This window comes from Halomonas chromatireducens (genome assembly GCF_001545155.1).
GTDB classification, from domain to species: Bacteria; Pseudomonadota; Gammaproteobacteria; order Pseudomonadales; family Halomonadaceae; genus Halomonas; species Halomonas chromatireducens.
Map to the genome: position 1 here is coordinate 1,317,167 of NZ_CP014226.1, position 21,080 is coordinate 1,338,246.

At 61.7% G+C, this 21,080-nt stretch carries 19 protein-coding genes; 16 read left to right on the forward strand and 3 right to left on the reverse strand.

Going from position 1 to position 21,080, the window contains the following annotated elements; all coding sequences use genetic code 11:
- Positions 1 to 35: 35 nt before the first annotated feature.
- The 5 genes from mltB (at position 36) to lipB (ending at position 4,387) form a co-directional block, all read left to right on the forward strand.
- Complete coding sequence (gene mltB, locus LOKO_RS06225) at positions 36 to 1,097, forward strand: lytic murein transglycosylase B (RefSeq protein WP_144439620.1); 1,062 nt, start codon at positions 36 to 38, stop codon at positions 1,095 to 1,097.
- On the forward strand, positions 1,094 to 2,098 hold the full coding sequence (locus LOKO_RS06230; protein WP_066446431.1) for a septal ring lytic transglycosylase RlpA family protein: 1,005 nt from the start codon (positions 1,094 to 1,096) through the stop codon (positions 2,096 to 2,098). The genes mltB and LOKO_RS06230 overlap by 4 nt, the downstream gene beginning before the upstream one ends.
- A gap of 94 nt (positions 2,099 to 2,192) precedes the next feature.
- Positions 2,193 to 3,350: a D-alanyl-D-alanine carboxypeptidase family protein gene (locus LOKO_RS06235; RefSeq protein WP_144439718.1), complete on the forward strand. Its 1,158-nt coding sequence runs from the start codon at positions 2,193 to 2,195 to the stop codon at positions 3,348 to 3,350.
- An 84-nt stretch (positions 3,351 to 3,434) separates the two neighbouring features.
- Positions 3,435 to 3,755, forward strand: coding sequence for an HP0495 family protein (locus tag LOKO_RS06240; RefSeq protein ID WP_066446436.1), 321 nt, complete (start codon positions 3,435 to 3,437; stop codon positions 3,753 to 3,755).
- A complete protein-coding gene (gene lipB, locus LOKO_RS06245; protein ID WP_066446437.1) occupies positions 3,755 to 4,387 on the forward strand; it encodes a lipoyl(octanoyl) transferase LipB in 633 nt (210 codons plus the stop codon). The genes LOKO_RS06240 and lipB overlap by 1 nt, the downstream gene beginning before the upstream one ends.
- Here lipB and lipA read toward each other — a convergent pair.
- Together lipA and LOKO_RS06255 are read right to left on the reverse strand one after the other, a co-directional pair.
- Positions 4,374 to 5,429 (reverse strand): lipoyl synthase, encoded by a 1,056-nt coding sequence (gene lipA / locus LOKO_RS06250; protein WP_066446440.1) that lies wholly within the window; start codon positions 5,427 to 5,429, stop codon positions 4,374 to 4,376. The two genes, lipB and lipA, sit on opposite strands and share 14 nt — an antisense overlap.
- 183 nt (positions 5,430 to 5,612) lie before the next feature.
- Positions 5,613 to 6,602 carry a LysR family transcriptional regulator gene (locus LOKO_RS06255; RefSeq protein WP_066446443.1) on the reverse strand — a complete coding sequence of 330 codons (990 nt, stop codon included), beginning with the start codon at positions 6,600 to 6,602 and terminating at the stop codon, positions 5,613 to 5,615.
- Positions 6,603 to 6,718: 116 nt separating this feature from the next.
- Here LOKO_RS06255 and LOKO_RS06260 point away from each other — a divergent pair, with 116 nt between their 5' ends.
- The 11 genes from LOKO_RS06260 (at position 6,719) to LOKO_RS06310 (ending at position 19,814) form a co-directional block, all read left to right on the forward strand.
- A complete protein-coding gene (locus tag LOKO_RS06260; RefSeq protein ID WP_144439621.1) occupies positions 6,719 to 7,645 on the forward strand; it encodes an ATP-binding protein in 927 nt (308 codons plus the stop codon).
- 171 nt (positions 7,646 to 7,816) lie between these two features.
- Positions 7,817 to 10,345 (forward strand): DUF3141 domain-containing protein, encoded by a 2,529-nt coding sequence (locus tag LOKO_RS06265; protein ID WP_083517454.1) that lies wholly within the window; start codon positions 7,817 to 7,819, stop codon positions 10,343 to 10,345.
- A gap of 285 nt (positions 10,346 to 10,630) precedes the next feature.
- A complete protein-coding gene (topA, locus tag LOKO_RS06270) occupies positions 10,631 to 13,258 on the forward strand; it encodes a type I DNA topoisomerase (RefSeq protein WP_066446449.1) in 2,628 nt (875 codons plus the stop codon).
- Complete coding sequence (locus LOKO_RS06275) at positions 13,255 to 13,722, forward strand: DUF6586 family protein (RefSeq protein WP_066446451.1); 468 nt, start codon at positions 13,255 to 13,257, stop codon at positions 13,720 to 13,722. Before topA ends, LOKO_RS06275 begins: the two co-directional genes overlap by 4 nt.
- On the forward strand, positions 13,716 to 14,201 hold the full coding sequence (locus tag LOKO_RS06280; RefSeq protein WP_235588950.1) for a LabA-like NYN domain-containing protein: 486 nt from the start codon (positions 13,716 to 13,718) through the stop codon (positions 14,199 to 14,201). The genes LOKO_RS06275 and LOKO_RS06280 overlap by 7 nt, the downstream gene beginning before the upstream one ends.
- 75 nt (positions 14,202 to 14,276) lie before the next feature.
- Positions 14,277 to 14,777, forward strand: coding sequence for a 2-hydroxyacyl-CoA dehydratase (locus LOKO_RS06285; protein WP_235588951.1), 501 nt, complete (start codon positions 14,277 to 14,279; stop codon positions 14,775 to 14,777).
- Positions 14,778 to 14,798: 21 nt separating this feature from the next.
- Positions 14,799 to 15,230, forward strand: a complete 432-nt coding sequence (locus tag LOKO_RS06290) for a hypothetical protein (RefSeq protein WP_066446460.1) — start codon at positions 14,799 to 14,801, stop codon at positions 15,228 to 15,230.
- 312 nt (positions 15,231 to 15,542) lie between these two features.
- On the forward strand, positions 15,543 to 17,135 hold the full coding sequence (locus LOKO_RS06295) for an ABC-F family ATPase (protein ID WP_066446461.1): 1,593 nt from the start codon (positions 15,543 to 15,545) through the stop codon (positions 17,133 to 17,135).
- Between the two features lie 240 nt (positions 17,136 to 17,375).
- On the forward strand, positions 17,376 to 18,515 hold the full coding sequence (locus LOKO_RS06300) for a GspE/PulE family protein (RefSeq protein ID WP_235588952.1): 1,140 nt from the start codon (positions 17,376 to 17,378) through the stop codon (positions 18,513 to 18,515).
- Between the two features lie 229 nt (positions 18,516 to 18,744).
- Positions 18,745 to 19,359, forward strand: a complete 615-nt coding sequence (locus LOKO_RS06305) for a L,D-transpeptidase family protein (protein ID WP_066446467.1) — start codon at positions 18,745 to 18,747, stop codon at positions 19,357 to 19,359.
- A 191-nt stretch (positions 19,360 to 19,550) separates the two neighbouring features.
- A complete protein-coding gene (locus tag LOKO_RS06310) occupies positions 19,551 to 19,814 on the forward strand; it encodes an Lpp/OprI family alanine-zipper lipoprotein (RefSeq protein ID WP_043518089.1) in 264 nt (87 codons plus the stop codon).
- Positions 19,815 to 19,923: 109 nt separating this feature from the next.
- Here the strand turns inward: LOKO_RS06310 and LOKO_RS06315 are convergent, their stop codons facing one another.
- Positions 19,924 to 21,000, reverse strand: a complete 1,077-nt coding sequence (locus LOKO_RS06315) for a L,D-transpeptidase family protein (RefSeq protein WP_066446469.1) — start codon at positions 20,998 to 21,000, stop codon at positions 19,924 to 19,926.
- Between the last annotated feature and the right edge of the window lie 80 nt (positions 21,001 to 21,080).

A 21,080-nucleotide genomic window follows, 5' to 3' on the forward strand; every position in this document is an offset into this window, starting at 1 on the left:
CTTGGACGACAAGCCCCAGCAGGAGTGGCGAGCGAATGATGCCAGTGGGTAAATGGAAAAGGGCCAGCGGTACCGCCGTTGCCGCATTGGCCTTGTTGATGCTGGCGCCAGGGTCGAGTGCCGCAGACTTCGACCCAGCGGAACACGATGGAGCGAGGCAGCTTGTCGATACTCTCGTCGATCGGGGTATCGAGCGAGAGTGGCTGGAGGCGGCCCTGCGCAGTGCCGAGTTCCAGCAAGGTGTGCTGGACGCCATGGAAGGCGCCGCGGAGCGTCGGTTGCGCTGGGACGAGTACCGGGAAATCTTCCTGCAGCCGGAGCGGATCGAGCGGGGCGTGGCCTTCATCGAGGGGCATCATGATGCGTTCGCCCGCGCCGAGGCCGAATATGGCGTGCCGGCGGAAATGATTGCCGCCATCATCGGCGTCGAGACCAGCTATGGACGCTTTACCGGTCGCCATCGGGTCATCGACTCGCTGTCGACCCTGGCCTTCCATCATCCCGTCCGGGGCAGTTTCTTCCATGGCGAACTGACGGCCTTTCTCGAAATCACCCGGGAGCAGGACGTGGACCCGGGCAGCCTGAAGGGTTCCTACGCCGGCGCCATGGGTTACCCGCAATTCATTCCGACCAGCTACCGCGCCTATGCCGTGGACTTTGACGATGACGGCGTGCGGGACCTGTGGACCAACCCGGTGGACGCCATCGGCAGCGTCGCCAACTATTTTGCAGTACATGGCTGGCAGCCGGGCAGCCCGATCTATCATGAAGCCCAAGGGCCGGACGCGCCGCCGGCGACGGTGGATTTCAACCGCACGGCCAGGCCCTATGCCAGCGTCGCCGAGCTTGCCGAGGCGGGTATCCGGGTCGAGGCCGGCCTCGATGACGATGCCCTGGTGGTGCCGCTCTCCCTGGAGGTGTCCGAAGAGGCCTGGCGTTACCGGGTGGGTCATGAGAATTTCTACGTCATCACCCGCTACAATCACAGTCACCTCTACGCCATGGCGGTGACCGAGCTTGCCGAGGCGATCGAAGCCGCGCGTGAGCTGGAGGCCCACCCGCTCGAGCCGACGAGCAACGGCGGGGGTGGGGAATGAAGCCCTGGTATCTCGGCCTGGCACTGGCCACGCTGCTGGCCGGCTGTGCCGGTGGCGGTGGTTCACCGCCCTCGGGCGAGCGTGAGGCTTCGCGTAGCGTACCCTCGTCGGCACCCACCGGCGGTGGGCGCTATGCCATGAGTGGCGATGCCTATCCCGAAAACCCACCGGACGTCAGCAAGATCCCGGATGCGGTGCCCCGTGTCGAGCCACTGTCCCGAGGCGGCAACCGTTCGACCTATGAGGTGTGGGGCAAGACCTACCGGGTACTGCCAGATGCCAGCGGCTACGCCCGGCAGGGAACCGCTTCCTGGTACGGCGAGAAATTCCACGGGTATGCCACCTCGAACGGCGAAATCTACGACATGTACAAGATGACCGCCGCTCACCGTTCGCTTCCGCTTCCGACCTATGCCAGGGTGACAAGTCTCGAGAACGGCCGTTCAGTGATCGTGCGGGTCAACGACCGGGGTCCCTTCCACAATGACCGTGAGATCGACCTTTCCTATGCCGCTGCTGCGCGCCTGGATATTCTGGATCGCGGCACTGGCCGGGTGAAGGTGGAGGCGATCGACCCCGAGCGATGGCTGGCAGAAAATGGTCGCAACGGCGAGAACCGGACAGCTTCGTCGGCGGTCCAATCCTCGCCAGCCGCCGAGGCTCGGACGATCCAGGCGGAGCCGGCCCAGCAGGCCGTCTCCGCACCAGCCAGCGGTTCGGCTCAGGCGGTTTCTGCGTCGAGTCAAGGCACGACGGAGCCCGCCGTTGACCAGGCCGCCATCTATCTGCAGATTGCGGCCCTGGGTTCGGTGGACAATGCACAGGCGCTGAAGGCGAGGCTCGATGGCGAGCTGTCGCATCCGGTACGGGTGGCCGACTCGGCCGGCATGTATCGGGTACAAGTTGGACCCTTGTCTAGTGCTACCCAGGTCGAGCCGGCCCGCGCCGAACTCAGGCGCGCCGGTTTCGACCAGGCGTTTATCGTCAATGGCGCCGACTGATCGGCGCCTTGCTTCTCACTTTCCGATGTTTCCGATGAGATCCAAACCAATGAGAGTGCTGTTCCGTAAACTCCGCCCGCTATTGTTGCCGGCGATGCTGCTGAGCCTGGTTCTGATGACCGCACAGGCGCTGGCCCAGGCGGTGCCGACGCCTCAAACCATGATTCCCGCTCCCCCGCAAATTGCGGCCAAGTCATGGTTTCTCATGGATGCCAACAGCGGCCGGGTGCTGGTCGAGCATAACGCCGATGAGCGCCTGCCCCCGGCGAGTCTCACCAAGCTGATGACGGCCTATCTGGTGGAGCGGGAGCTGGATCGCGGTAATATCAGCATGGACGATATGGTACGTGTCAGTGAGAATGCCTGGCGCACCGGTGGTTCGAAGATGTTTATCGAGGTCGATACCGAAGTATCGATTCGCGACCTGCTCTACGGCATTATCATCGCCTCCGGTAACGACGCCAGCGTCGCCGTGGCAGAGCACTTGGCCGGCGGAGAGGCGCCTTTTGCCGACCTTATGAACCAGCACGCCACGCGCCTGGGCCTGCACAATACCAATTTCACCAATTCCACCGGCCTGCCGCATCCGGAGCAGTACTCCTCTGCTCGCGACATGGCGCTGCTTTCGCAATACATCATCAACGACTATCCCGAGCACTACGCGGTCTACGCCGAAAAGTACTTCACCTACAGTGATATTCGTCAGCCCAATCGTAACCGCCTGCTGTGGCGCGATCCCACCGTCGATGGCTTGAAGACTGGCTGGACGACCGAGGCGGGCTATGGCTTGGTGGCTTCGGCAATGCGTGACGACATGCGTCTGATTTCGGTGGTGATGGGCACCAGCTCCGAAGAATCCCGGGCCCAGGAAACGCAGAAATTGCTCAGCTATGGCTTTCGCTACTACGAGACGCTGAACCTCTACGAGCAGGGTGCCGTGCTGAATACTCCGCGTATCTGGGGGGGGGAGAGAAACGAATTGCGCGTTGGTGTCGATGAGAACGTCTTCATGACCGTTCCCCGAGCCCGAAATCAAGAGCTCGGCGCCCGTCTCGACATTAATCAGGACATCAGTGCCCCCGTCAACCAGGGCGATCGTGTCGGAACGCTGGAAGTACGCCTAGGTGATGACATCGTCGGCGAGCAGGCCCTGGTTGCCCTCGAGTCGATCGAAGAGGGCAATATTTTCAAGCAGCTGTTTGACCAGGTCAGGCGCTTCTTCAGTAATCTGATCGGTGGCTGGTTCGGCTAGTCGGCATCCTGGATGGTGTCGATCTTGGGCACTGTAGAATAGACGAGTAACATATTCGCAAATGCGCTGAAGGGTAGAAAGGACATGAGCGACAGGAAGCTGCGCGACCTGCGTCGGGCGTCAAAGACAAAGGCAGAGCCACCCGGTGCGCCGCCGACGATCGCTTTCCCTTGTGATTACCCGATCAAGGTGGTGGGGGATGCCGCCGAGGACTTTGCTGCCATGGTCTGTCAGGTGGTGTCACGCCATGACAGCGAGTTCGATGCGACGACACTGGAAGTGGTGGAGAGCCGCAACGCACGCTTCCAGTCGGTACGGCTGACCATGCGCGCCACCGGTGAGGCCCAGCTCAAGGCGCTGTTTGCCGAGCTCAAGGCCACCGGGCGTGTCCACATGGTGGTTTGATGGGTGAACTTGAGCTTCACCGCCTGGGCCGCTGTGCCTACGAGCCGGTCTGGCAAGCCATGCGCACGCTGACTGATACCCGTGACGAACGTACACCCGACCAGCTGTGGCTGGTGGAACACGATCCGGTATTTACCCAGGGCCAGGCTGGCAAGCCCGAGCATCTGCTGATGCCGGGCGATATACCCGTGGTTCAGACCGATCGCGGTGGACAGGTGACCTATCATGGCCCCGGGCAGGTGGTGCTCTACCCGCTGCTGGATGTACGACGTGCCCGGCTAGGCGTGCGAGATCTGGTTTCAGCCCTGGAGAATGCCGTGATCGCCGTGCTGGCGGAGTTCGATGTGGAGGCGCGAGCGCGGCCCGATGCCCCAGGTGTCTACGTGGGTCAGGCCAAGATCGCCTCGCTGGGGCTGCGCATTCGTCGCGGGGCGAGCTTTCATGGGGTGGCACTCAACGTTGATGGTGACATTTCCCCCTTCGACCGCATCAACCCCTGTGGCTACGCGGGCATGGCCATGACGCGTCTTGCCGACCTTATTGTCGATTGTCCCGGCGTTGAGGCAGTGGGAGAGCGCCTGGCACAGGCCCTGGCGCTCGAGCTGGAAGGGGAGCTGGTTAACCCACGTTGACGGCGTCGATGCGGTTGGGGTTCGCTTCCTGGCCCGGCACCTCGGCGGGCGCTGCGAGACCGAGATTGTTCTTCTCGAAAACCTGATCAGCCCGATAGCTGGATCGAACCAGCGGCCCCGAGGCCACTTCCAGAAAGCCCTTTTCCAGGCCCAACTGGCGATAGCGCTCGAATTCATGGGGAGTGACCCAGCGTTCGACCGGCAGGTGGTTGCGCGTGGGGCGCAGGTACTGGCCGAGGGTGACGATATCCACGCCGATGGCGCGCAGGTCGTCCAGGGTGGCCAGGATCTCCTCCTCGGTCTCGCCCAGGCCCAGCATGAGACTTGTCTTGGTCAGGACCTCCGGCTTGTATCGCTTGGCATGTGCCAGAACGTCGAGCGTCTTGCGGTAGCCGGCCCGTGGATCGCGGACCCGGTGCGTGAGGCGCTCCACCGTCTCGACGTTCTGGGCAAAGACCTCCAGGCCGGAGTCGACGACGCGCTCGATGGCCGGCAGGTCGCCGTCGAAATCGGGGGTGAGGGCTTCCACCACCACCTTGGGCGTGTTCGCCTTGATGGCGCGGATGCAATCGGCGTAGTGTGTCGCACCGCCATCGGGCAGGTCGTCGCGATCCACCGAGGTCAGCACTACGTAGCGTAACCCCATCAGCTCGACAGACTTGGCGGTGTTGGCAGGCTCTTCGCTGTCCAGCCAGCCCTTGGGGTTGCCGGTATCCACGGCGCAGAAGCGGCAGGCACGCGTACACACTGATCCCATCAGCATGATGGTAGCCGTGCCGTTGCTCCAGCACTCTCCCATGTTGGGGCAGTGCGACTCGGCACAGACGGTACTCAGGCGGTGTGTGCTGACATTCTTCTTGACCGCCTCGAAGCGCTCGCCGCCGGGGATCTGGGCGCGCAGCCACTGCGGCTTCCTGCCCGGCTCGGGCTGCTCTTCGGCCTGTTTGCGCTGCTGCTTGATGCCATCCTTGATCACGGCCATGCCATGTTCGTTGCGGAATTTCTCACCGCTGGGAACGCGTTTTGAGGTGCTGTCGCTCATAAGGGTGTGAGCCCCTCCACTCGGCGGCTGCCGGGGCCATTTGGGTATGTGCCGCACGCGCCCGGAAGGGACGACGCCAATGGCACGAGCACAGTATGGCCCGCAGATTGATACGTTGGTCGCAGGCCGCTAATCTACCATATTTGCCTCGGGAGGGGACAGCGGAGGGACGCGTGTCTCCGCTCAGTGGGGCGGAATTGGCAGGCACACCACGCCGTGGTCCGGAATCGGCCTCGGAGGCGCCTTGAAGTGAGCCTCGAACTCGCCGAGACGCTCGCGGACGAAGCGCAGAAATAGCTCAGTCACCGGGGTGGGGAAGCGGTCACGGGGGTAGACCGTGCACCAGGAGCGGCGCAGGGGAAAGCCGGGCAGTTCAAGTTCGGCCAGCAGACCGGCTCTCAGCTCCAGCCTCACGGCCAGCCGCGGCAAGACCGCCACGCCCAAATGTGCCATCACGCCCTGCTTGATGGCCTCGTTGGTGCCCAGCTCCATGGTGTGAGGGAGGGCTACGTCCTGGTCGGCCGCCTGCTGCTCGAAGGCGGTACGAACCCCGGAACCCGATTCGCGCATCAGCAGATAGTGCTGGGCCAGATCCTCCAGTGTGGGATCGTGGGCCGCCAGCAGTGGATGTCCGGGCCATACTATCGGAATCAGTTCGTTCTCCAGTATCGGCATAAACTCCAGGCTATCATCGTCTTCGGGCACCATGGCCATGATCACCAGGTCGTCGCGGCGCTCGGCCAGACGCTGGAGTGCCTGGCTCCGGTTGCATACCTGGAGGCGAACCTGAACATTGGGGTAATGGGCGCGAAAACGTGCGATCAGATGCGGCACAACATATTGTGCGGTGGACACGGCCGCCAGGTTGAGCTCCCCGGAAATCGTGCCGGCCATATCCGAGAGTGCCATCTGCAGTCGTGACACCTGGCCAAAAATGGCCTGGGACGAAGCGTACAGTGCATCGGCTGCAGGCAGTACATGCAGTGTCTTTCCGGAATACTTGAACAGTGGCTGACCCAGGGCCTGTTCCAGCTGCCGTATCTGGGCGCTGACCGCCGGTTGGGTCAATCCCAGCGACTCGGCCGCCCGGGAGTAGGAGTGCTGGCGATAGACGGCCTGAAAGACCTGGAGTTGGCGGAAGGTCAGGCGGTTCAGCAGACTTGGCGTGGTCATTGATCGATCCGCTGGAGGGGCGCCAGGCACCCATTGAACATCGTTTTCATGCTATCACCGCTGCGGGCAGCGGTCATGCCCGGTTGGGGGCGTTCACGATCACGGGGAACAGCGTCATGGAGCCTAGCGACACTGGTGCAAGCCAGCGTAGCGCCTGGAAAACGGTCATGGTGGCGGGTAATGGCCTCGAGGCGCTACGGCCCGGCCAGGCATGCACCGAGCTGGGACTGACCTGGCACGGTAGCGATGGCAAGGCCGGCGCCGAACTGGTGGCGCATGCCTTGCGCTTAGGCTGTGATCTCCTGCATCCCGGCGAGGCAGGAAGCGGCGAACACTGCTGCTTGGCGCGAACCAGCCGGCAGGCCGGTCTGGGATTTGTTGGCCCCCACGCCAGTCTCCAGGCAGCAATGCATGACCGGGCGGTGAGTCGACAGTTGATGCGAGAGGCGGGGGTGCCGCTAAGTCCCTTGGAGGCGTCATCCCCTCCGCTCCACCTGCCGGTACTGGTCGATGCCCGAGGGCAGTCGCTCGCTCTTGTCGAGCATGAGATTCTCGGACCGAGGCATGCGGTAGCGCCCAGTGACAGGCTGACGCCCGAACAGCGCGCTTACCTGGGCCAGCTTGCCGTCAGGGGAGCCCGGTCGATAGGGTTGGTTGGCCTGGCGACGTTGAGCTTTACGCTGGTCGGCAATCGCCTGGGTTATACCGGCATTCGTGCCGGCTTGACCGGCTATGAGGGCCTGGCAGAAGTGCTTACCGGGCTCGACCTTGCCGTTGAACAGCTACGTCTGATGGGGGGCGGTCGGCTGAGGCGTCCGAGGGTAGGGCAGATGGGGCATGGGCCGGGACGTCCCGGCCAGGCACGCTTGCATCTTTTGTCGTTTCCCGGTGGTTTCCTGAGCGGTGGGCCGGGTGTCAGGCTCGATCGGCCCCGGGGGGAGGGCGCCGGTGCCCCTGATGCGCGGCTGCTGGTCTGGGGGCGTGATGCCGCCGAGGCAAACCGCAGGGAGCGGCGCGCCTTGGCAGAGTGGAGTGGCGTATAGAGTGTCGTGGAAAAGGCAGCCAAAACAGAATCTTACGGATTCTCGATACAGAAAGTCGACAAAATGACTCGTCATCAGGACCCTCGACGTACTATGCTTGTTGCATTGCAGCAATCAATTTCTCCTCCTGGTGCCCGACACAATCGGTGCCAGCGAACCCTGGAGTCGCACATGACCTCACTGATGCCGACACCGCCTGAAGCGGCGATTAGCTTTTTCGATCCCTTCGGTTTCGGCCGTGCCGCGTTCGGTTACTGGCGTGATGCCGCCGAACGCAGCGTGTTGTACATGGATGTGATGCGCGAGCGCGGCAACCAGTACCTTGAGCATATCGAGAAATCCAACCCCAATGTTCTGGGTTTCGATGCCGAGGTTGTAATGGATGGCCGCACGCTGCCGCGACCGGTCAACTATGAGTTGATGAGAATTCTGCCCCCGCGCGATGTTGAGCTGGACCTTCAATCCCGCCCCTTTGTGGTAGTGGATCCGCGTGCGGGACACGGCCCGGGGATTGGTGGTTTCAAGCCTGACAGTGAGATCGGCGTGGCCCTGCGTGCCGGTCACCCCTGCTATTTCATCGGCTTCTTGCCCTATCCCGAAGTGGGGCAGACGGTGGAGGACGTGGTAGAAGCAGAAATCGCGTTCCTGCGACGTGTCATAGAGCTCCACCCTGAGGCTGAAGAGAAGCCAATGGTCGTGGGTAACTGCCAGGCCGGGTGGCAGATCATGATGGCCGCATCGCTCGAACCCGACCTGTTCGGGCCGATTCTGATTGCCGGTGCCCCGCTCTCCTACTGGGCCGGTGAGCGTGGCAAGGCACCGATGCGGTATACCGGCGGCATGTCCGGGGGCAGCTGGATGACTGCGCTGGCCAGCGACATCGGTAGCGGCCAGTTCGACGGCGCCTTGCTGGTGCAGAACTTCGAAAAGCTCAACCCGGCCAACACCTGGTGGGGCAAGCAGTACCAGCTATTTGCTAACGTCGACACCGAAGCCGACCGGTACCTGAACTTCGAACGCTGGTGGGGCGGCCACGTGGTGCTCGGTGGAGAGGAGATCCAGTACATCGTCGATAACCTCTTCATCGGCAACCGTCTCTCCACCTCGCAGCTGGTCACTTCCGACGGTCGGCGCATCGACCTGCGCAACGTGCGTTCGCCGGTAGTGGTGTTCTGCTCCCAGGGCGATGACATCACGCCGCCGCCCCAGGCACTGGGCTGGGTGCGGGATCTCTATGAAGACGTGGACGACATCATCGCCAGCAACCAGACAATTGTCTACTGCGTGCATGACACCACCGGCCACCTGGGCATCTTCGTCTCGGGCAGTGTATCCCGCAAGGAGCATACCGAATTCACCGCCAACATCGATTACATCGATGTGTTGCCTCCGGGGCTCTACGAGACCAAGGTGACGAGTGCGGCTGAGCGGAGCGATGCGGAACTGATCGAACGTGACTACCTCCTCGAGTTCAAGCCTCGCTCCATCGAAGGCATGAACCGGGATGTCATTCGGCACAGGGAAGACGATGACACGCGTTTCGCCACGGTGGCACGGATCTCGGAGATCAATCTGGGACTCTATCGGCTCTTCGTTCAGCCGTGGGTGAGGGGGGTGATGACGCCTGAGGCATCGCGGCTGATTCGTCGCACGCATCCCATTCGCCTGGGCTACAAGCTGCTCTCAGACCGTAATCCGCTTTCCGTCCCGCTACCCGTGCTGGCTGACTGGGTGCGCCAGGATCGTCATCCGGTGGGCAAGGATAATATCTTTCGCACCTTCGAAGGAATCGCCTCTGACCAGCTTACCCGGGGGCTCGATGCCTGGCGTGAGCTACGCGACAACGCCACCGAGCAGCTATTCCTGCAGATCTATGGCCAGCCGCTGCTGCAGGCCATGGTGGGACTGGGCGGAGACGCCCATTCACACCGGCGTCGCCCGGGAAGCGAGCCCGAGCATCGCCGCTTCATCGAGCATCGCCGTGAAGAGCTTCGCCAACACGTTGCCGAGGGTAGCAGTCATGAAGCCGTGATGCGTTCCGTGATCCACGTGCTGGGTGGCGCACCTACCACCGATGAGAGGAACTTCAAGCGCCTGCGTGCCTCACGCGCTGAACTCGAGCCGGGCCTTGACCTCGCTGATTTCAAGCAGCTCGTGCGTGACCAGTTCTTCATCCTCAAGCTGGACCGGGACGCTGCGCTGGAGGCAATTCCCGAGCTTCTGTCCGGAGAGAAGGGCGATGCCATTCGCGGTCATCTTGAGCATATCGATCATGTGCTGGCCGCCAGCGGAGAGCTCAGCGAGCAGGCAAGCAAGCGCTACGAGCGTATTAGACAGCTTTTTGCCATTGCCTTGGAGCGGGTCGAGCCGGCGGATCAGCGCCAGGCAATGGCCGAGCTGCATGCCGATGTGGAGAGTGGCGCCAGGGCTGAGCTAGTTGCCCGTGGCGAGGTCGAGAAGCTGCTTGGCAGCACTTCGCCCTCCAAGTCGGAGCCTAAGCAGACCAAGGCCGAGCCAAAGCAGGCCGAGCCAAAGCAGGCCGAGCCAAAGCAGGCCGAGCCAAAGCAAGCCGAGCCCAAGCAGGCCGAGCCAAAGCAGACCAAGGCCGAGCCCAAGCAAGCCGAGCCCAAGCAAGCCGAGCCCAAGCAGGCCGAGACGAAACCAAAGCCGAAAGCGACTCGTAAACCTCGCAAGCGCTGATGGCTTGTTGCAGTATCGTGCCCCTGCCGATTCCATCGGCGGGGGCACACGCATTATGGCCATGGCGTTGGCAGGCCTGCTGTCGTAGACGACAACAGGCCTGCCTTGCTGCTACGTTCAGAGTACTTGCGCCGTGCTACCATTCGGGCCGTGACTGGCGCAAAGCGGGTTGCTGGGGTAGGGTAAGCGCATTTTTCACCCCCGCGAGGATCGTCCGCTCGGACAGGCGGGCCGGAACCGTCAGGGGGGACCATCGGGTCCTCGCCGCGCAGAAAGTGGAGCACTATGGGCAAGTCATTGGTCATCGTCGAGTCGCCGGCCAAGGCCAAGACGATCAACAAGTATCTCGGCAGCGAGTTCATCGTGAAGTCGAGCGTGGGCCATATCCGCGACCTGCCGACCAGCGGCTCGGGCAAGACGGCCTCAGATCCCAAGGAGCGCGCACGCCAGGCTGCGGCTACCCGCAAGATGTCGCCCGAGGAGAAGGCCGAGTACAAGCAGCACCGGGCCAAGGATCAACTGATCCGCCGGATGGGTATCGATCCGGAACATGGCTGGAAGGCGCATTACGAGATTCTGCCCGGCAAGGAAAAGGTCGTGGCAGAATTGCAGAAGCTTGCTGAAAAAGCCGATGCCGTCTATCTCGCGACCGACCTTGATCGCGAGGGGGAGGCCATTGCCTGGCACCTGAAAGAGACCATCGGCGGCGAGGACTCACGCTACAAGCGCGTGGTCTTCAATGAGATCACCAAGAACGCCATTCAGGAGGCCTTCACCGAGCCGGGCAGCCTCAACATACCTCGTGTCGAGGCACAGCAGGCACGTCGATTCCTGGACCGCGTGGTGGGCTTCATGCTGTCGCCACTGCTATGGGCAAAGATCGCCCGTGGCCTTTCCGCAGGCCGAGTCCAATCGGTGGCCGTGCGCCTGATCGTCGAGCGCGAGCGTGAAATACGTGCCTTCGTGCCCGAGGAATTCTGGGATGTACACGCCGATCTGGTGTCGAGCGATGGTGAGCCCGTTCGCTTTGAACTGGTTCGCCAGGATGGCAAGGCGTTTCGGCCCACCTCGGAAGCCGAAACCATGGAACGCATTGCGGCGCTGCGTAAGGCGAGCCTCGCCATTACCGCCCGTGAGGACAAGCCTACCCGCTCGAAGCCGAATGCTCCCTTCATCACCTCGACCCTGCAGCAGGCCGCCAGTGGCCGCCTCGGATTCTCGGTGAAGAAGACCATGACACTGGCCCAGCGCCTCTACGAGGCAGGCTACATTACCTATATGCGTACCGATTCCACCAACCTGTCGAAAGATGCGGTTGAGAACGTGCGTGAGTACATCAATGCGGAATTCGGCAGCCGGTACTTGCCTGAAGCACCCAATCGCTACTCCAGCAAAGAGGGGGCCCAGGAGGCGCACGAGGCCATCCGTCCCTCGGAGGTGCAGCGCAAGGCGGGTGAACTGGCCGGCATGGAGCGTGATGCCGAGCGCCTCTATGAATTGATCTGGCGTCAGTTCGTGGCCTGCCAGATGACGCCGGCGGAGTATCTCTCCAGTACCCTGACCGTGGAAACCGCAGGATACGAGTTGCGTGCCAAGGGCCGTGTGCTCAAGTTCGATGGCTATACCCGTGTCATGAAGCCGGCCGGGAAGAACGAAGACCAGGCCCTGCCCGATCTGCCAACCGGGACTCCCATGAGCCTCGCGGCGCTGGACCCAAGGCAGCACTTCACCAAGCCGGCGGCTCGCTATACCGAGGCGAGCCTGGTCAAGGAACTCGAGAAGCGCGGCATCGGCCGGCCCTCCACCTACGCTTCGATCATCTCCACGATCCAGGACCGCGGTTACGTCAAGCTCGAGAACCGTCGTTTCTATGCCGAAAAGCTTGGCGATATCGTCACCGAGCGGCTCAAGGAGTCCTTCCCGGACCTGATGGATTTCTCGTTCACGGCGCGCATGGAAGATGGCCTCGACGAGGTGGCCGAAGGTGAGCGCAACTGGCAGGAGCTGCTCGATGCCTTCTATGCGGAATTCCGTGAAGAGCTGGAAGCGGCCCAGAGCGAGGACGGGATGCGGCCGAATCAGCCGGTCCCCACGGATATTGACTGCCCCACCTGCGGGCGCAAGATGCAGATCCGTACGGCCTCCACTGGCGTCTTCCTGGGCTGCTCCGGCTACAACCTGCCGCCCAAGGAGCGTTGCAAGACCACCATCGACCTGCTGCCCGGCGAGGAGGCGGTAGCCGCCGATGCCGACGAGGAAGCCGAGACCGAGGCGCTGCGTGCCAAGCACCGTTGCCCCAAGTGCGGTACGGCCATGGACAGCTACCTGATCGACGAGCAGCGCAAGCTGCATATCTGCGGTAACAGTCCCGACTGTGACGGCTACGAAGTCGAGCAGGGTCGGTTCCGCATCAAGGGCTATGACGGCCCCACCATTGAGTGCGACAAGTGCGGCAGCGAGATGCAGCTCAAGTCCGGTCGCTTCGGCAAGTACTTTGGCTGTACCAACAGCGAGTGCAAGAACACCCGCAAGTTGCTCAAGAGCGGCGAAGTGGCACCGCCCAAGATGGATCCGATCCCCATGCCTGAGCTGGCGTGTCAGAAGGTGGAGGACCACTATGTCCTGCGTGACGGTGCCAGCGGGCTGTTCCTGGCTGCCAGCAAGTTTCCCAAGAATCGGGAAACGCGTCCGCCGCTGGTGCGTGAACTCAAGGCGCATGCCGAGGCGCTGCCCGAGAAATACCACTACCTGCTCGATGCTCCCGTCGAGGATCCCGATGGTCGACCGAGCCAGATCCGCTTCTCGCGCAAGACCAAGGAGCAGTTCGTGATGACCGAGGAGGAGGGCAAGGCGACCGGTTGGAAGGCCTTCTTCGACAACGGCAGATGGCAGGTGGAGGACAAGCGGAAATGACCCCGCGAGCCCGCACCAATCAGCTGCTCTATCAGGCTGAACTGCTGCTCGATACGCCGCCGGGTAGCGATGAGCATGCCGAAGCGCGCCGCATGGCGGCCGAGGAGGGGGCGTTGGCTCTGGCGGAGCTGGCGCTGGAGTCGCTGCTGCAGGAAGTCACAGAACACGCTCGTCTGCCCCGTCATGACTGGCGTGAGCTTCTCGATCCCCGGGGCGAGCCGGTGGCAGAGCTCCATCGGCTTCGTGAACTCGCGGCCCGTCCGGAGAGCTGGCTGGCCTGGCTACTCGGTAGGATCGAGGCGTTGCATGAAAGCGGCGGAGTGGCACGCCGTCGAGGCGCAACAGCAGCCCCCGGCCTGATCGCAGTGGGCAGCGCGGCGGCGCTGGGCGATGAGCTGCGCGCCTGCCTGAAGGAGGCCAAGCGCGAAGTGGCGGCCCTGCGCGAGACCAGCCAGGAGTGGTGAATCGAGCCGAGCGTGTCGCGATCTTTGTCGATGTGCAGAACGTCTACTACACCACCCGTCAGGCCTTCGGCCGACATTTCGACTATTACGCCTTCTGGGCCCGCTTTGCTGCCGGCCGTGACGTGGTCGTGGCCAACGCCTACGCCGTGGAGCGAGGCGATCCCAGGCAGCGCCAGTTCCAGAACATCCTGCGTGGCATCGGCTTCAGCGTGAAGCTCAAGCCCTACATCCAGCGCAGCGATGGCTCGGCCAAGGGCGACTGGGACGTGGGAATTGCGCTGGATGCCATGGAGGCGGCCCCAGCCGTGGAGCGGCTGGTACTCGTCTCCGGCGACGGCGACTTCGACCTGCTGGTCGAGCGAATCCGGCAGCGCTGCGACATCCCCGTGGACGTGGTCGGGGTGGAACGCTTGACGGCCGACTCGCTGATACGGGCGGCCAGCGACTTCATTGCCATCGACTCCTCACTGCTTCGCTAGTGCATATCGCTTCACGTTGATATGCATCAAGCCACCCCTGTCGTGCATTGGCTAAGATGAAATCAAGGTAAGCCGATGGCGGCTGCCGTTGATGCTAACGGGGGAATTCGTATGCGCTTTCACCAAGTGAAGGAGCTGGTGCATTGGGCGGCTGACTACCATGCCAATCTAGCCTCAAATTACACGAGGTTGGCAGCCAGCGGCGTTGACGACCGTGTGCGCATGGCCTTGGACTATCTGGCGGAGCGTGAGCGCAAGCAGCAGGCCGATCTGGCCGGCTACCTGGATGACGGCAGCGATCATACAGCCGTGCTTGAGGCCTGGTTCGACGAGCCCAACGATTTTCCCCATGCGCCTGTACTTGAACGTCTGCCAGATGGGGTCGACAGTGAGAGTGTGCAAAGCGTATTGGCGACGGCACTGACCGCGCACAGAATGCTGCAGGATCTCTATGCACACCGCAGCGAGCTGGCCGGGGGGAGCGACGAAAGAGCGTTCTTCGAAGCCCTCGCTGCCGGGCATGAAGCTGAGGTTCGGCGAATTGTCCGCGACATGCAGCGACTCGAGGATTACTGAGCAACCAGGAGGAAGACCCCCATGTCAGAACAGCTTTTATCTCCCAAGATGCTGGGCTACTGGACTCGAGATCAACTGCATGATACCCCGGATGAATCCGGTATCTACTGCGTGTTTCGGGCCGCCAAAGATCCCGAAACCAGCGAAATGGACGTGCAGGAACTGCTCTATGTGGGCGAGCATCGGAGTGCCCGCTACGGCCTGGAACACCATGAGGATCACGACCAGTGGGAGGCCTTCCTGCAGCCGGGCGAGGAGGTCTGGTATGCCGTCGGGCTGGCCGGTCACGCCAATCGCGAGCGGCTTGCGGCGGCCATGATCAATGCCCACAAGCCGCGTTTCAATAACCATAGCGAGTATCGGGACCGCTTCCCCTTCGATGAGACCACCGTTCATATCTACGGCAAGAAGCACAAGCTGCAGAGCATCTTTACCGTGGAGCGACAGGACTGATATTGCCCCAGACACCAGCTCTCTCCTTGCTATCGTCCCGCTGGATTCCGCTCTGGCGGGGCGATAGTTAGGGTCGGTGGGGGCAATAGCCATGTGATCGGCGGCCATAAGCGGTACAATCGCGCTCTTTTGCAATACGGAAACACTACCCAAAGCCTACACGAGCGAATCGCTGCGTTGCGCGGTGCCGAAGCGTCGGACCGTCGGATCCTCACATATACCCCATATGCTCCGGTTCCTGTGCTCCGTGCGCCTTGCGCTTCATCTCGCTCGGTGATTTGTTCAGCGTTTCCCTACGATTGGGCCTTCTACGTGATCTCCACCGCCAATATCACCATGCAGTTCGGGGCAAAGCCCCTGTTCGAGAACGTTTCCATCAAGTTTGGCAACGGTCACCGCTACGGTTTGATCGGAGCCAACGGCTGCGGCAAGTCCACCTTCATGAAAATCCTGGGGGGCGACCTGGACCCCTCCTCCGGTCAGGTGATGGTCGAGTCGGGCCTCCGCCTCGGTAAGCTGCGCCAGGATCAGTTCGCCTTCGAAGACGAGCGGGTCATTGATACCGTCATCATGGGTAATCGCGAACTCTGGGAAGTGGCTGCAGAGCGAGAGCGCATTTATTCGTTACCCGAGATGAGCGAAGAGGATGGCATGGCTGTGGCCGACCTGGAGGTGCGGTTCGCCGAGCTCGACGGCTATACCGCCGAGTCCCGTGCCGGTGAGTTGCTGATGGGGCTCGGAATTCCCATCGAGCAGCATGCCGGCCCCATGAGCGAAGTGGCGCCGGGCTGGAAGCTACGCGTGCTGCTGGCTCAGGCGCTTTTCTCCGATCCCGATGTGCTGCTGCTCGACGAGCCCACCAACCATCTGGATATCAATACGATCCGCTGGCTGGAAGGCATCCTCACGGCCCGTAGCAGCACAATGATCATCATTTCCCACGACCGCCATTTCCTGAACAGTGTCTGCACGCATATGGCGGACCTGGACTACGGCGAGATCAAGCTGTTCCCCGGTAACTACGACGACTACATGACCGTTGCCACGGCGGCCCGCGAGCGCCAGTACGCCGACAATGCCAAGAAGAAGGCTCAGATCGCCGAGCTGCAGACCTTCGTCAGCCGCTTCTCGGCCAACGCCTCCAAGGCCAAGCAGGCGACTTCCCGGGCGCGTCAGATCGAGAAGATCAAGCTCGAGGACATCAAGCCTTCCAGTCGCGTCAGTCCCTTCATTCGCTTCGAGCAGGGCAAGAAGATCCATCGCAACGCGGTCAATGTCGAGGCCCTGAGCCAGGGGTATGCGGGTGAGCCGTTGCTGTTCGAAGGGCTCTCCATGACCGTCGAGGCCGGGGAGCGAATCGCCATCATCGGTCCAAACGGGATCGGCAAGACAACACTTCTGCGGACCCTGGCCGGTGATCTCCATCCCCAAAGCGGCATGGTACGCTGGACCGACAGTGCGGAGCTGGGCATTTTTGCCCAGGACCACACCATCGATTTTTCCAACGATGCGACGCTATTCGAATGGATGGCCCAGTGGAGCGATGGGGGGGAGCAGGTGATCCGCGGTGCCCTGGGTCGAATGCTCTTTTCCAGCGATGATATCGAAAAGTCGGTGAAGGTCATCTCGGGCGGAGAGCAGGGGCGAATGCTCTTCGGCAAGCTCACGTTGACCCGACCCAACGTACTGCTGATGGATGAACCTACCAACCACCTGGACATGGAGTCCATCGAGGCGCTCAACCTGGCGCTGGAGCACTACCCCGGTACGCTCATCTTCGTCAGTCATGATCGCGAATTCGTCTCCTCCCTGGCCACCCGCATCCTCGATATGAGCGACACCGGGATCGTCGATTTCACTGGAAGCTATGATGATTACTTGAGGAGCCAGGGGCTGCCCAACTGAGCAGGGCTGGTGCTAGAGCTCGTCGATATGAGCGGCGCCAGGGCGTGCAGAAGCGCTGACAGGGGCTAGGCTGACTGGGCAGGACGCTACGGTAACGTCAAACCTGACTTCGCGCTCCCAAGCACGCAGGAGATGCTCATGAAACCCACCACCGATCGCCATCCGCGATTGTTGCCCTCCCTGGCCCCTCTGTTGGAAAACTCACCGGGGCCTGGGGATGAGGCGTTGGAGGCACATGCGTTGCTCGATGATGCGATTGCCGCCCGAGCGACAGACGTACATCTTGATCCCATTCAGGCGGCGTATCGCATCAGATTGCGAATCGACGGTCGTGTCATTGATGCCGTGCAAGTGGATGCTGCCATTGGCCTGCGTCTGGTAAATCAGTTCAAGGTACTCTCTGGGCTCAATCCCGTTCCCACGCTGGTGAGCGCCGAGGGCAGCTTCAGTTGGCCCCGTTCTGTTGACGAAGAGGTGTTTCTACGGGTAACAGCGGTAAACTGCGTGGCTGGCGAAAAGCTTGCCATTCGCTTCCTCGCGTCGCCGCGCTCCTTTGACGATACGCTCGAACTGGGCATCGGCGAGCATGCCTCCCAGGGCATACGCCGCTGGATGGATGCCACGGGCGGCATGCTGCTGGTAGCCGGTCCCACCGGAGCGGGCAAGACGACCACACTCTACACGCTGCTCAACCAGCTTCGCCTCACCGACAGCCATGTGGTTACTCTGGAAGATCCGGTGGAGTATGAAATTCCCGGCATCAACCAGATCCAGGTGGATAGCCACAGCGGGTTGGACTTCGTGTCAGGCACGCGCTCGGTGCTGCGCCTTGATCCAGACTATGTGCTGATCGGCGAGGTGCGCAGTCCGGCCTCTGCGCAGGCGTGCTTGAATGTCTCCAGCAGTGGCCGGTCGCTCATGGGGACGCTGCACAGTCGTGATGCAGTGGGCGTTATATCTTCGTTGCGCCATCTCGAGCTTACCGATGCGGAGATCAGCGCAAACCTGGGTCTGGTGATAGCTCAGAGACTGGTCCGCCGATTGTGCGAGCATTGTCGTATGCCGGGGGAGCCGGCGCCCGGTGATATCGATTGGCTGGATGCCATTGGCCTGCCCGTACCCGAGCGGGTCTGGTTGGCGACCGGTTGCGCGCACTGTAACGATATTGGCTACCGAGGGCGCACCGGCGTATTTGAAGTGTGGCAGCTGACCCCTGAGGATCATGCACGAATTTTGCGCCATGCTGACGAGGCGATACTGCGCCGTGCGCTGCTCGAAAGAGGTGAGGTTTTGATGCTTTCCGATGGGCTGGCCAAGGCTGAGGCCGGCGTGACTACGCTGCGTGAAGTGCTGCGTATGGGCGCTATCCTCCCCCATTGATGGCAAGCGAATAGCTCATGATGATGGTCCGCAAAATAAATGCGTGCTTGTTTCCCAAGCGCGCTGCGGGGGGCTAAATGACGGCCCTTCTGTGGGCCACGGAAATGGTGCAGGCCGCGCCAGCTACAATTTTTTGCAGTACTATTTCGACTGACAGCTGTACAACGGATAGGCTATAACATCGCCACAAGGCCTGATTTCTGCTTTCTTCTTCTCCTGTGAGGAGCCGATGACCTCTGTCTCTCGACGCCATTTCGGCCTGCTTGCCCTGTCAGCGCCACTCGCTCTTCTGTTGCCTAGCAGCGCCCGAGCCAATTTGATCGAAACCCTGCTCGCACGCGCCCAGGTTCCTCGCCATGATGATGAGCTCTGGGTGCTGGTTGAAGACGAGCGGGCCGTACTTTCTGTCTTTCGCGGTAATACCCTGGTCGAACGTTTTGCCCCGGTGTCGCTGGGCAGAGCCGGAGCCAAGCCCGAACGGTTGCAAGGCGGCAATGTGACGCCAATGGGAGAATTTCGCGTCAATCGCTTCAATAACGAGAGCGATTGGCACATCTTCATCGGCCTTGACTACCCGACGCCGGCCCACGCACGCATGGCACTCGAATCAGGGCTTTACACCGAACGAGATTACGAAGATTATTTCGCGTACTATCGGCGCCACGGCTATCCACCGCAGCAGACCGTGCTGGGTGGGTTTATCGGTATCCATGGCCTCGGTGGGGCAGACCCTGATGTGCATGCCAGCTACCACTGGACTCAGGGGTGTGTGGCGGTGACGAACGAGCAGATCGAAAGGCTTTCCGAGCTAATCGAGATTGGCACTCGCGTCGTGATCCGCTAGGCTCAATATGCGTAAGGGACGTTTCGAGCTATGGACAAGCGCCGTAAGGTATTATAAAACAGCGTTTGACTCCTGTGCTTGGCAGCAGTCGCTGCAAGAAATCCTGCATTTGCAGGATCGCCTGATCTCAGGCTTCATTAACGCCGCTGTACTAACCCGTGCAGTACCAAGGAAGACTCAAGGAGAACACCATGACTCTGAAGACCACCCTGAAGCTCACCGCCGCTGCAGCATCCATGGCTATTCTGGCCGGTTGTGCTACCAACGCTGCTCTGGATGAAGTTCGCCAGACTGCTGAATCAGCTCAGGCTGACGCTGCCGAAGCTCGCAGCATCGCGACCCAGGCTCAGAACACTGCCAACCAGGCTCAGCGTGACGCCCAGGCGGCTCTGCAGATGTCCGAGCAGAACCGCGAAGAAATGAACCGTATGTTCCAGCGCTCCATGCAGAAGTAATTCTGTTGGAGTGCCGGCATCGCCCGTCAGGGTGGTGGCGGTTCTGCAGTAAGAGAAAACCCCGCTTCGGCGGGGTTTTCTCGTTGTGATACTGAGGCGATGGGGTGCGTTACCGCTGGACGATCTCCAGCTCGTAAATCAGCCCTTCCCGCTGGGTCAGCTCCAGTTCGCTGAACAGGCCTTCTTCAATGCCATCCAGGCGAGGGCGCGGTTCGCCCGGCTGTTCATCGGCGACCTTCAGCAGCGAGACCATCTGGCCATTCGGACTCTCGACGATGCGGCGAAGCTGGGCATAGTCCACCGGCGGTTTCTCTTCACCGAAGGTCCTGGCGACCACTTCAATGGCGTTGAGAATCGGCTCAAAGTCACCCAGGTTCTCCTCGAGCTGCGGGAAGGACTGGGCATAGAGAATGCCGTCGGGAGACCAGGCTGCCTTGAAGGGCTGGTCGATGATATTGACCTTCGTTCCGCTGGGCACTCGCTCATACAGTGATTCGATATCTTCCGGGAACATGCGGATACAGCCGCGGCTGGCTCGCATGCCGACCCCATCGGGCATGTTGGTGCCATGAATCAAGTAGCTGGGCAGCCCCAGCAGGATGGCGTGCCTTCCCAGGGGGTTGTCGGGTCCTGGCGGCACGACTGCCGGCGGCGGCTCGCCTCTTGCGGCAGCTTCCTCTCGCATGGAGCGAGGCGGGGACCAGTGAGGGTCCTTGACCTTGACGGTGGTCCTCGTCACGCCAACGGGTGTGGCAAAGCCGTCGCGGCCCACACTGATGGGGTAGGTTTCGACCACATCGTCACTGGAGTAGTAGTAGAGTCGCAGTTCGGAGAGGTTGATGACGATCCCTTCACGCGGAGCGTCGGGCAGGATGTATCTGGCCGGGATAACGACCTCGGTACCGGCAAAGGGCGCCCAGATGCTGACATCCGGATTCGCCATGCGGATTTCGTCATAGCCCACATTGTGTCGACGTCCAATGTCGATCAGGGTTTCACCCTCATCGACGGTAACGGTGTAGGCCGTGCCGATCATGTTGCCCTCTTCAGGCAGCAGGAAGTGGCCGCGGGGCAGTGTTCTTTCCTCATCGGACTCATTGGCGTAGGCCGTAGCCGAGAGCAGGGCAACAAGGCCGAAGAGTGCGGCAGCGCGCAATGTTCGTTTGGCCAGTGTCGGGTTTTTCATCAACGTCATGATCTCGTTGGAGAGTCGTCTGCAGCCGAGGCAGGAAGCACCCGGTACCCTGCGGAGCGACGGTTCAGGCA

What these genes read in the sequence shown, in the direction of transcription:
- mltB (WP_144439620.1), top strand. Translation starts at nt 36, where the DNA reads ATGATGCCAGTGGGTAAATGGAAAAGGGCCAGCGGTACCGCCGTTGCC.
- LOKO_RS06230 (WP_066446431.1), top strand. Translation starts at nt 1,094, where the DNA reads ATGAAGCCCTGGTATCTCGGCCTGGCACTGGCCACGCTGCTGGCCGGC.
- LOKO_RS06235 (WP_144439718.1), top strand. Translation starts at nt 2,193, where the DNA reads ATGCTGCTGAGCCTGGTTCTGATGACCGCACAGGCGCTGGCCCAGGCG.
- LOKO_RS06240 (WP_066446436.1), top strand. Translation starts at nt 3,435, where the DNA reads ATGAGCGACAGGAAGCTGCGCGACCTGCGTCGGGCGTCAAAGACAAAG.
- lipB (WP_066446437.1), top strand. Translation starts at nt 3,755, where the DNA reads ATGGGTGAACTTGAGCTTCACCGCCTGGGCCGCTGTGCCTACGAGCCG.
- lipA (WP_066446440.1), bottom strand. Translation starts at nt 5,429, where the DNA reads ATGAGCGACAGCACCTCAAAACGCGTTCCCAGCGGTGAGAAATTCCGC.
- LOKO_RS06255 (WP_066446443.1), bottom strand. Translation starts at nt 6,602, where the DNA reads ATGACCACGCCAAGTCTGCTGAACCGCCTGACCTTCCGCCAACTCCAG.
- LOKO_RS06260 (WP_144439621.1), top strand. Translation starts at nt 6,719, where the DNA reads ATGGAGCCTAGCGACACTGGTGCAAGCCAGCGTAGCGCCTGGAAAACG.
- LOKO_RS06265 (WP_083517454.1), top strand. Translation starts at nt 7,817, where the DNA reads ATGACCTCACTGATGCCGACACCGCCTGAAGCGGCGATTAGCTTTTTC.
- topA (WP_066446449.1), top strand. Translation starts at nt 10,631, where the DNA reads ATGGGCAAGTCATTGGTCATCGTCGAGTCGCCGGCCAAGGCCAAGACG.
- LOKO_RS06275 (WP_066446451.1), top strand. Translation starts at nt 13,255, where the DNA reads ATGACCCCGCGAGCCCGCACCAATCAGCTGCTCTATCAGGCTGAACTG.
- LOKO_RS06285 (WP_235588951.1), top strand. Translation starts at nt 14,277, where the DNA reads ATGGCGGCTGCCGTTGATGCTAACGGGGGAATTCGTATGCGCTTTCAC.
- LOKO_RS06290 (WP_066446460.1), top strand. Translation starts at nt 14,799, where the DNA reads ATGTCAGAACAGCTTTTATCTCCCAAGATGCTGGGCTACTGGACTCGA.
- LOKO_RS06305 (WP_066446467.1), top strand. Translation starts at nt 18,745, where the DNA reads ATGACCTCTGTCTCTCGACGCCATTTCGGCCTGCTTGCCCTGTCAGCG.
- LOKO_RS06310 (WP_043518089.1), top strand. Translation starts at nt 19,551, where the DNA reads ATGACTCTGAAGACCACCCTGAAGCTCACCGCCGCTGCAGCATCCATG.
- LOKO_RS06315 (WP_066446469.1), bottom strand. Translation starts at nt 21,000, where the DNA reads ATGAAAAACCCGACACTGGCCAAACGAACATTGCGCGCTGCCGCACTC.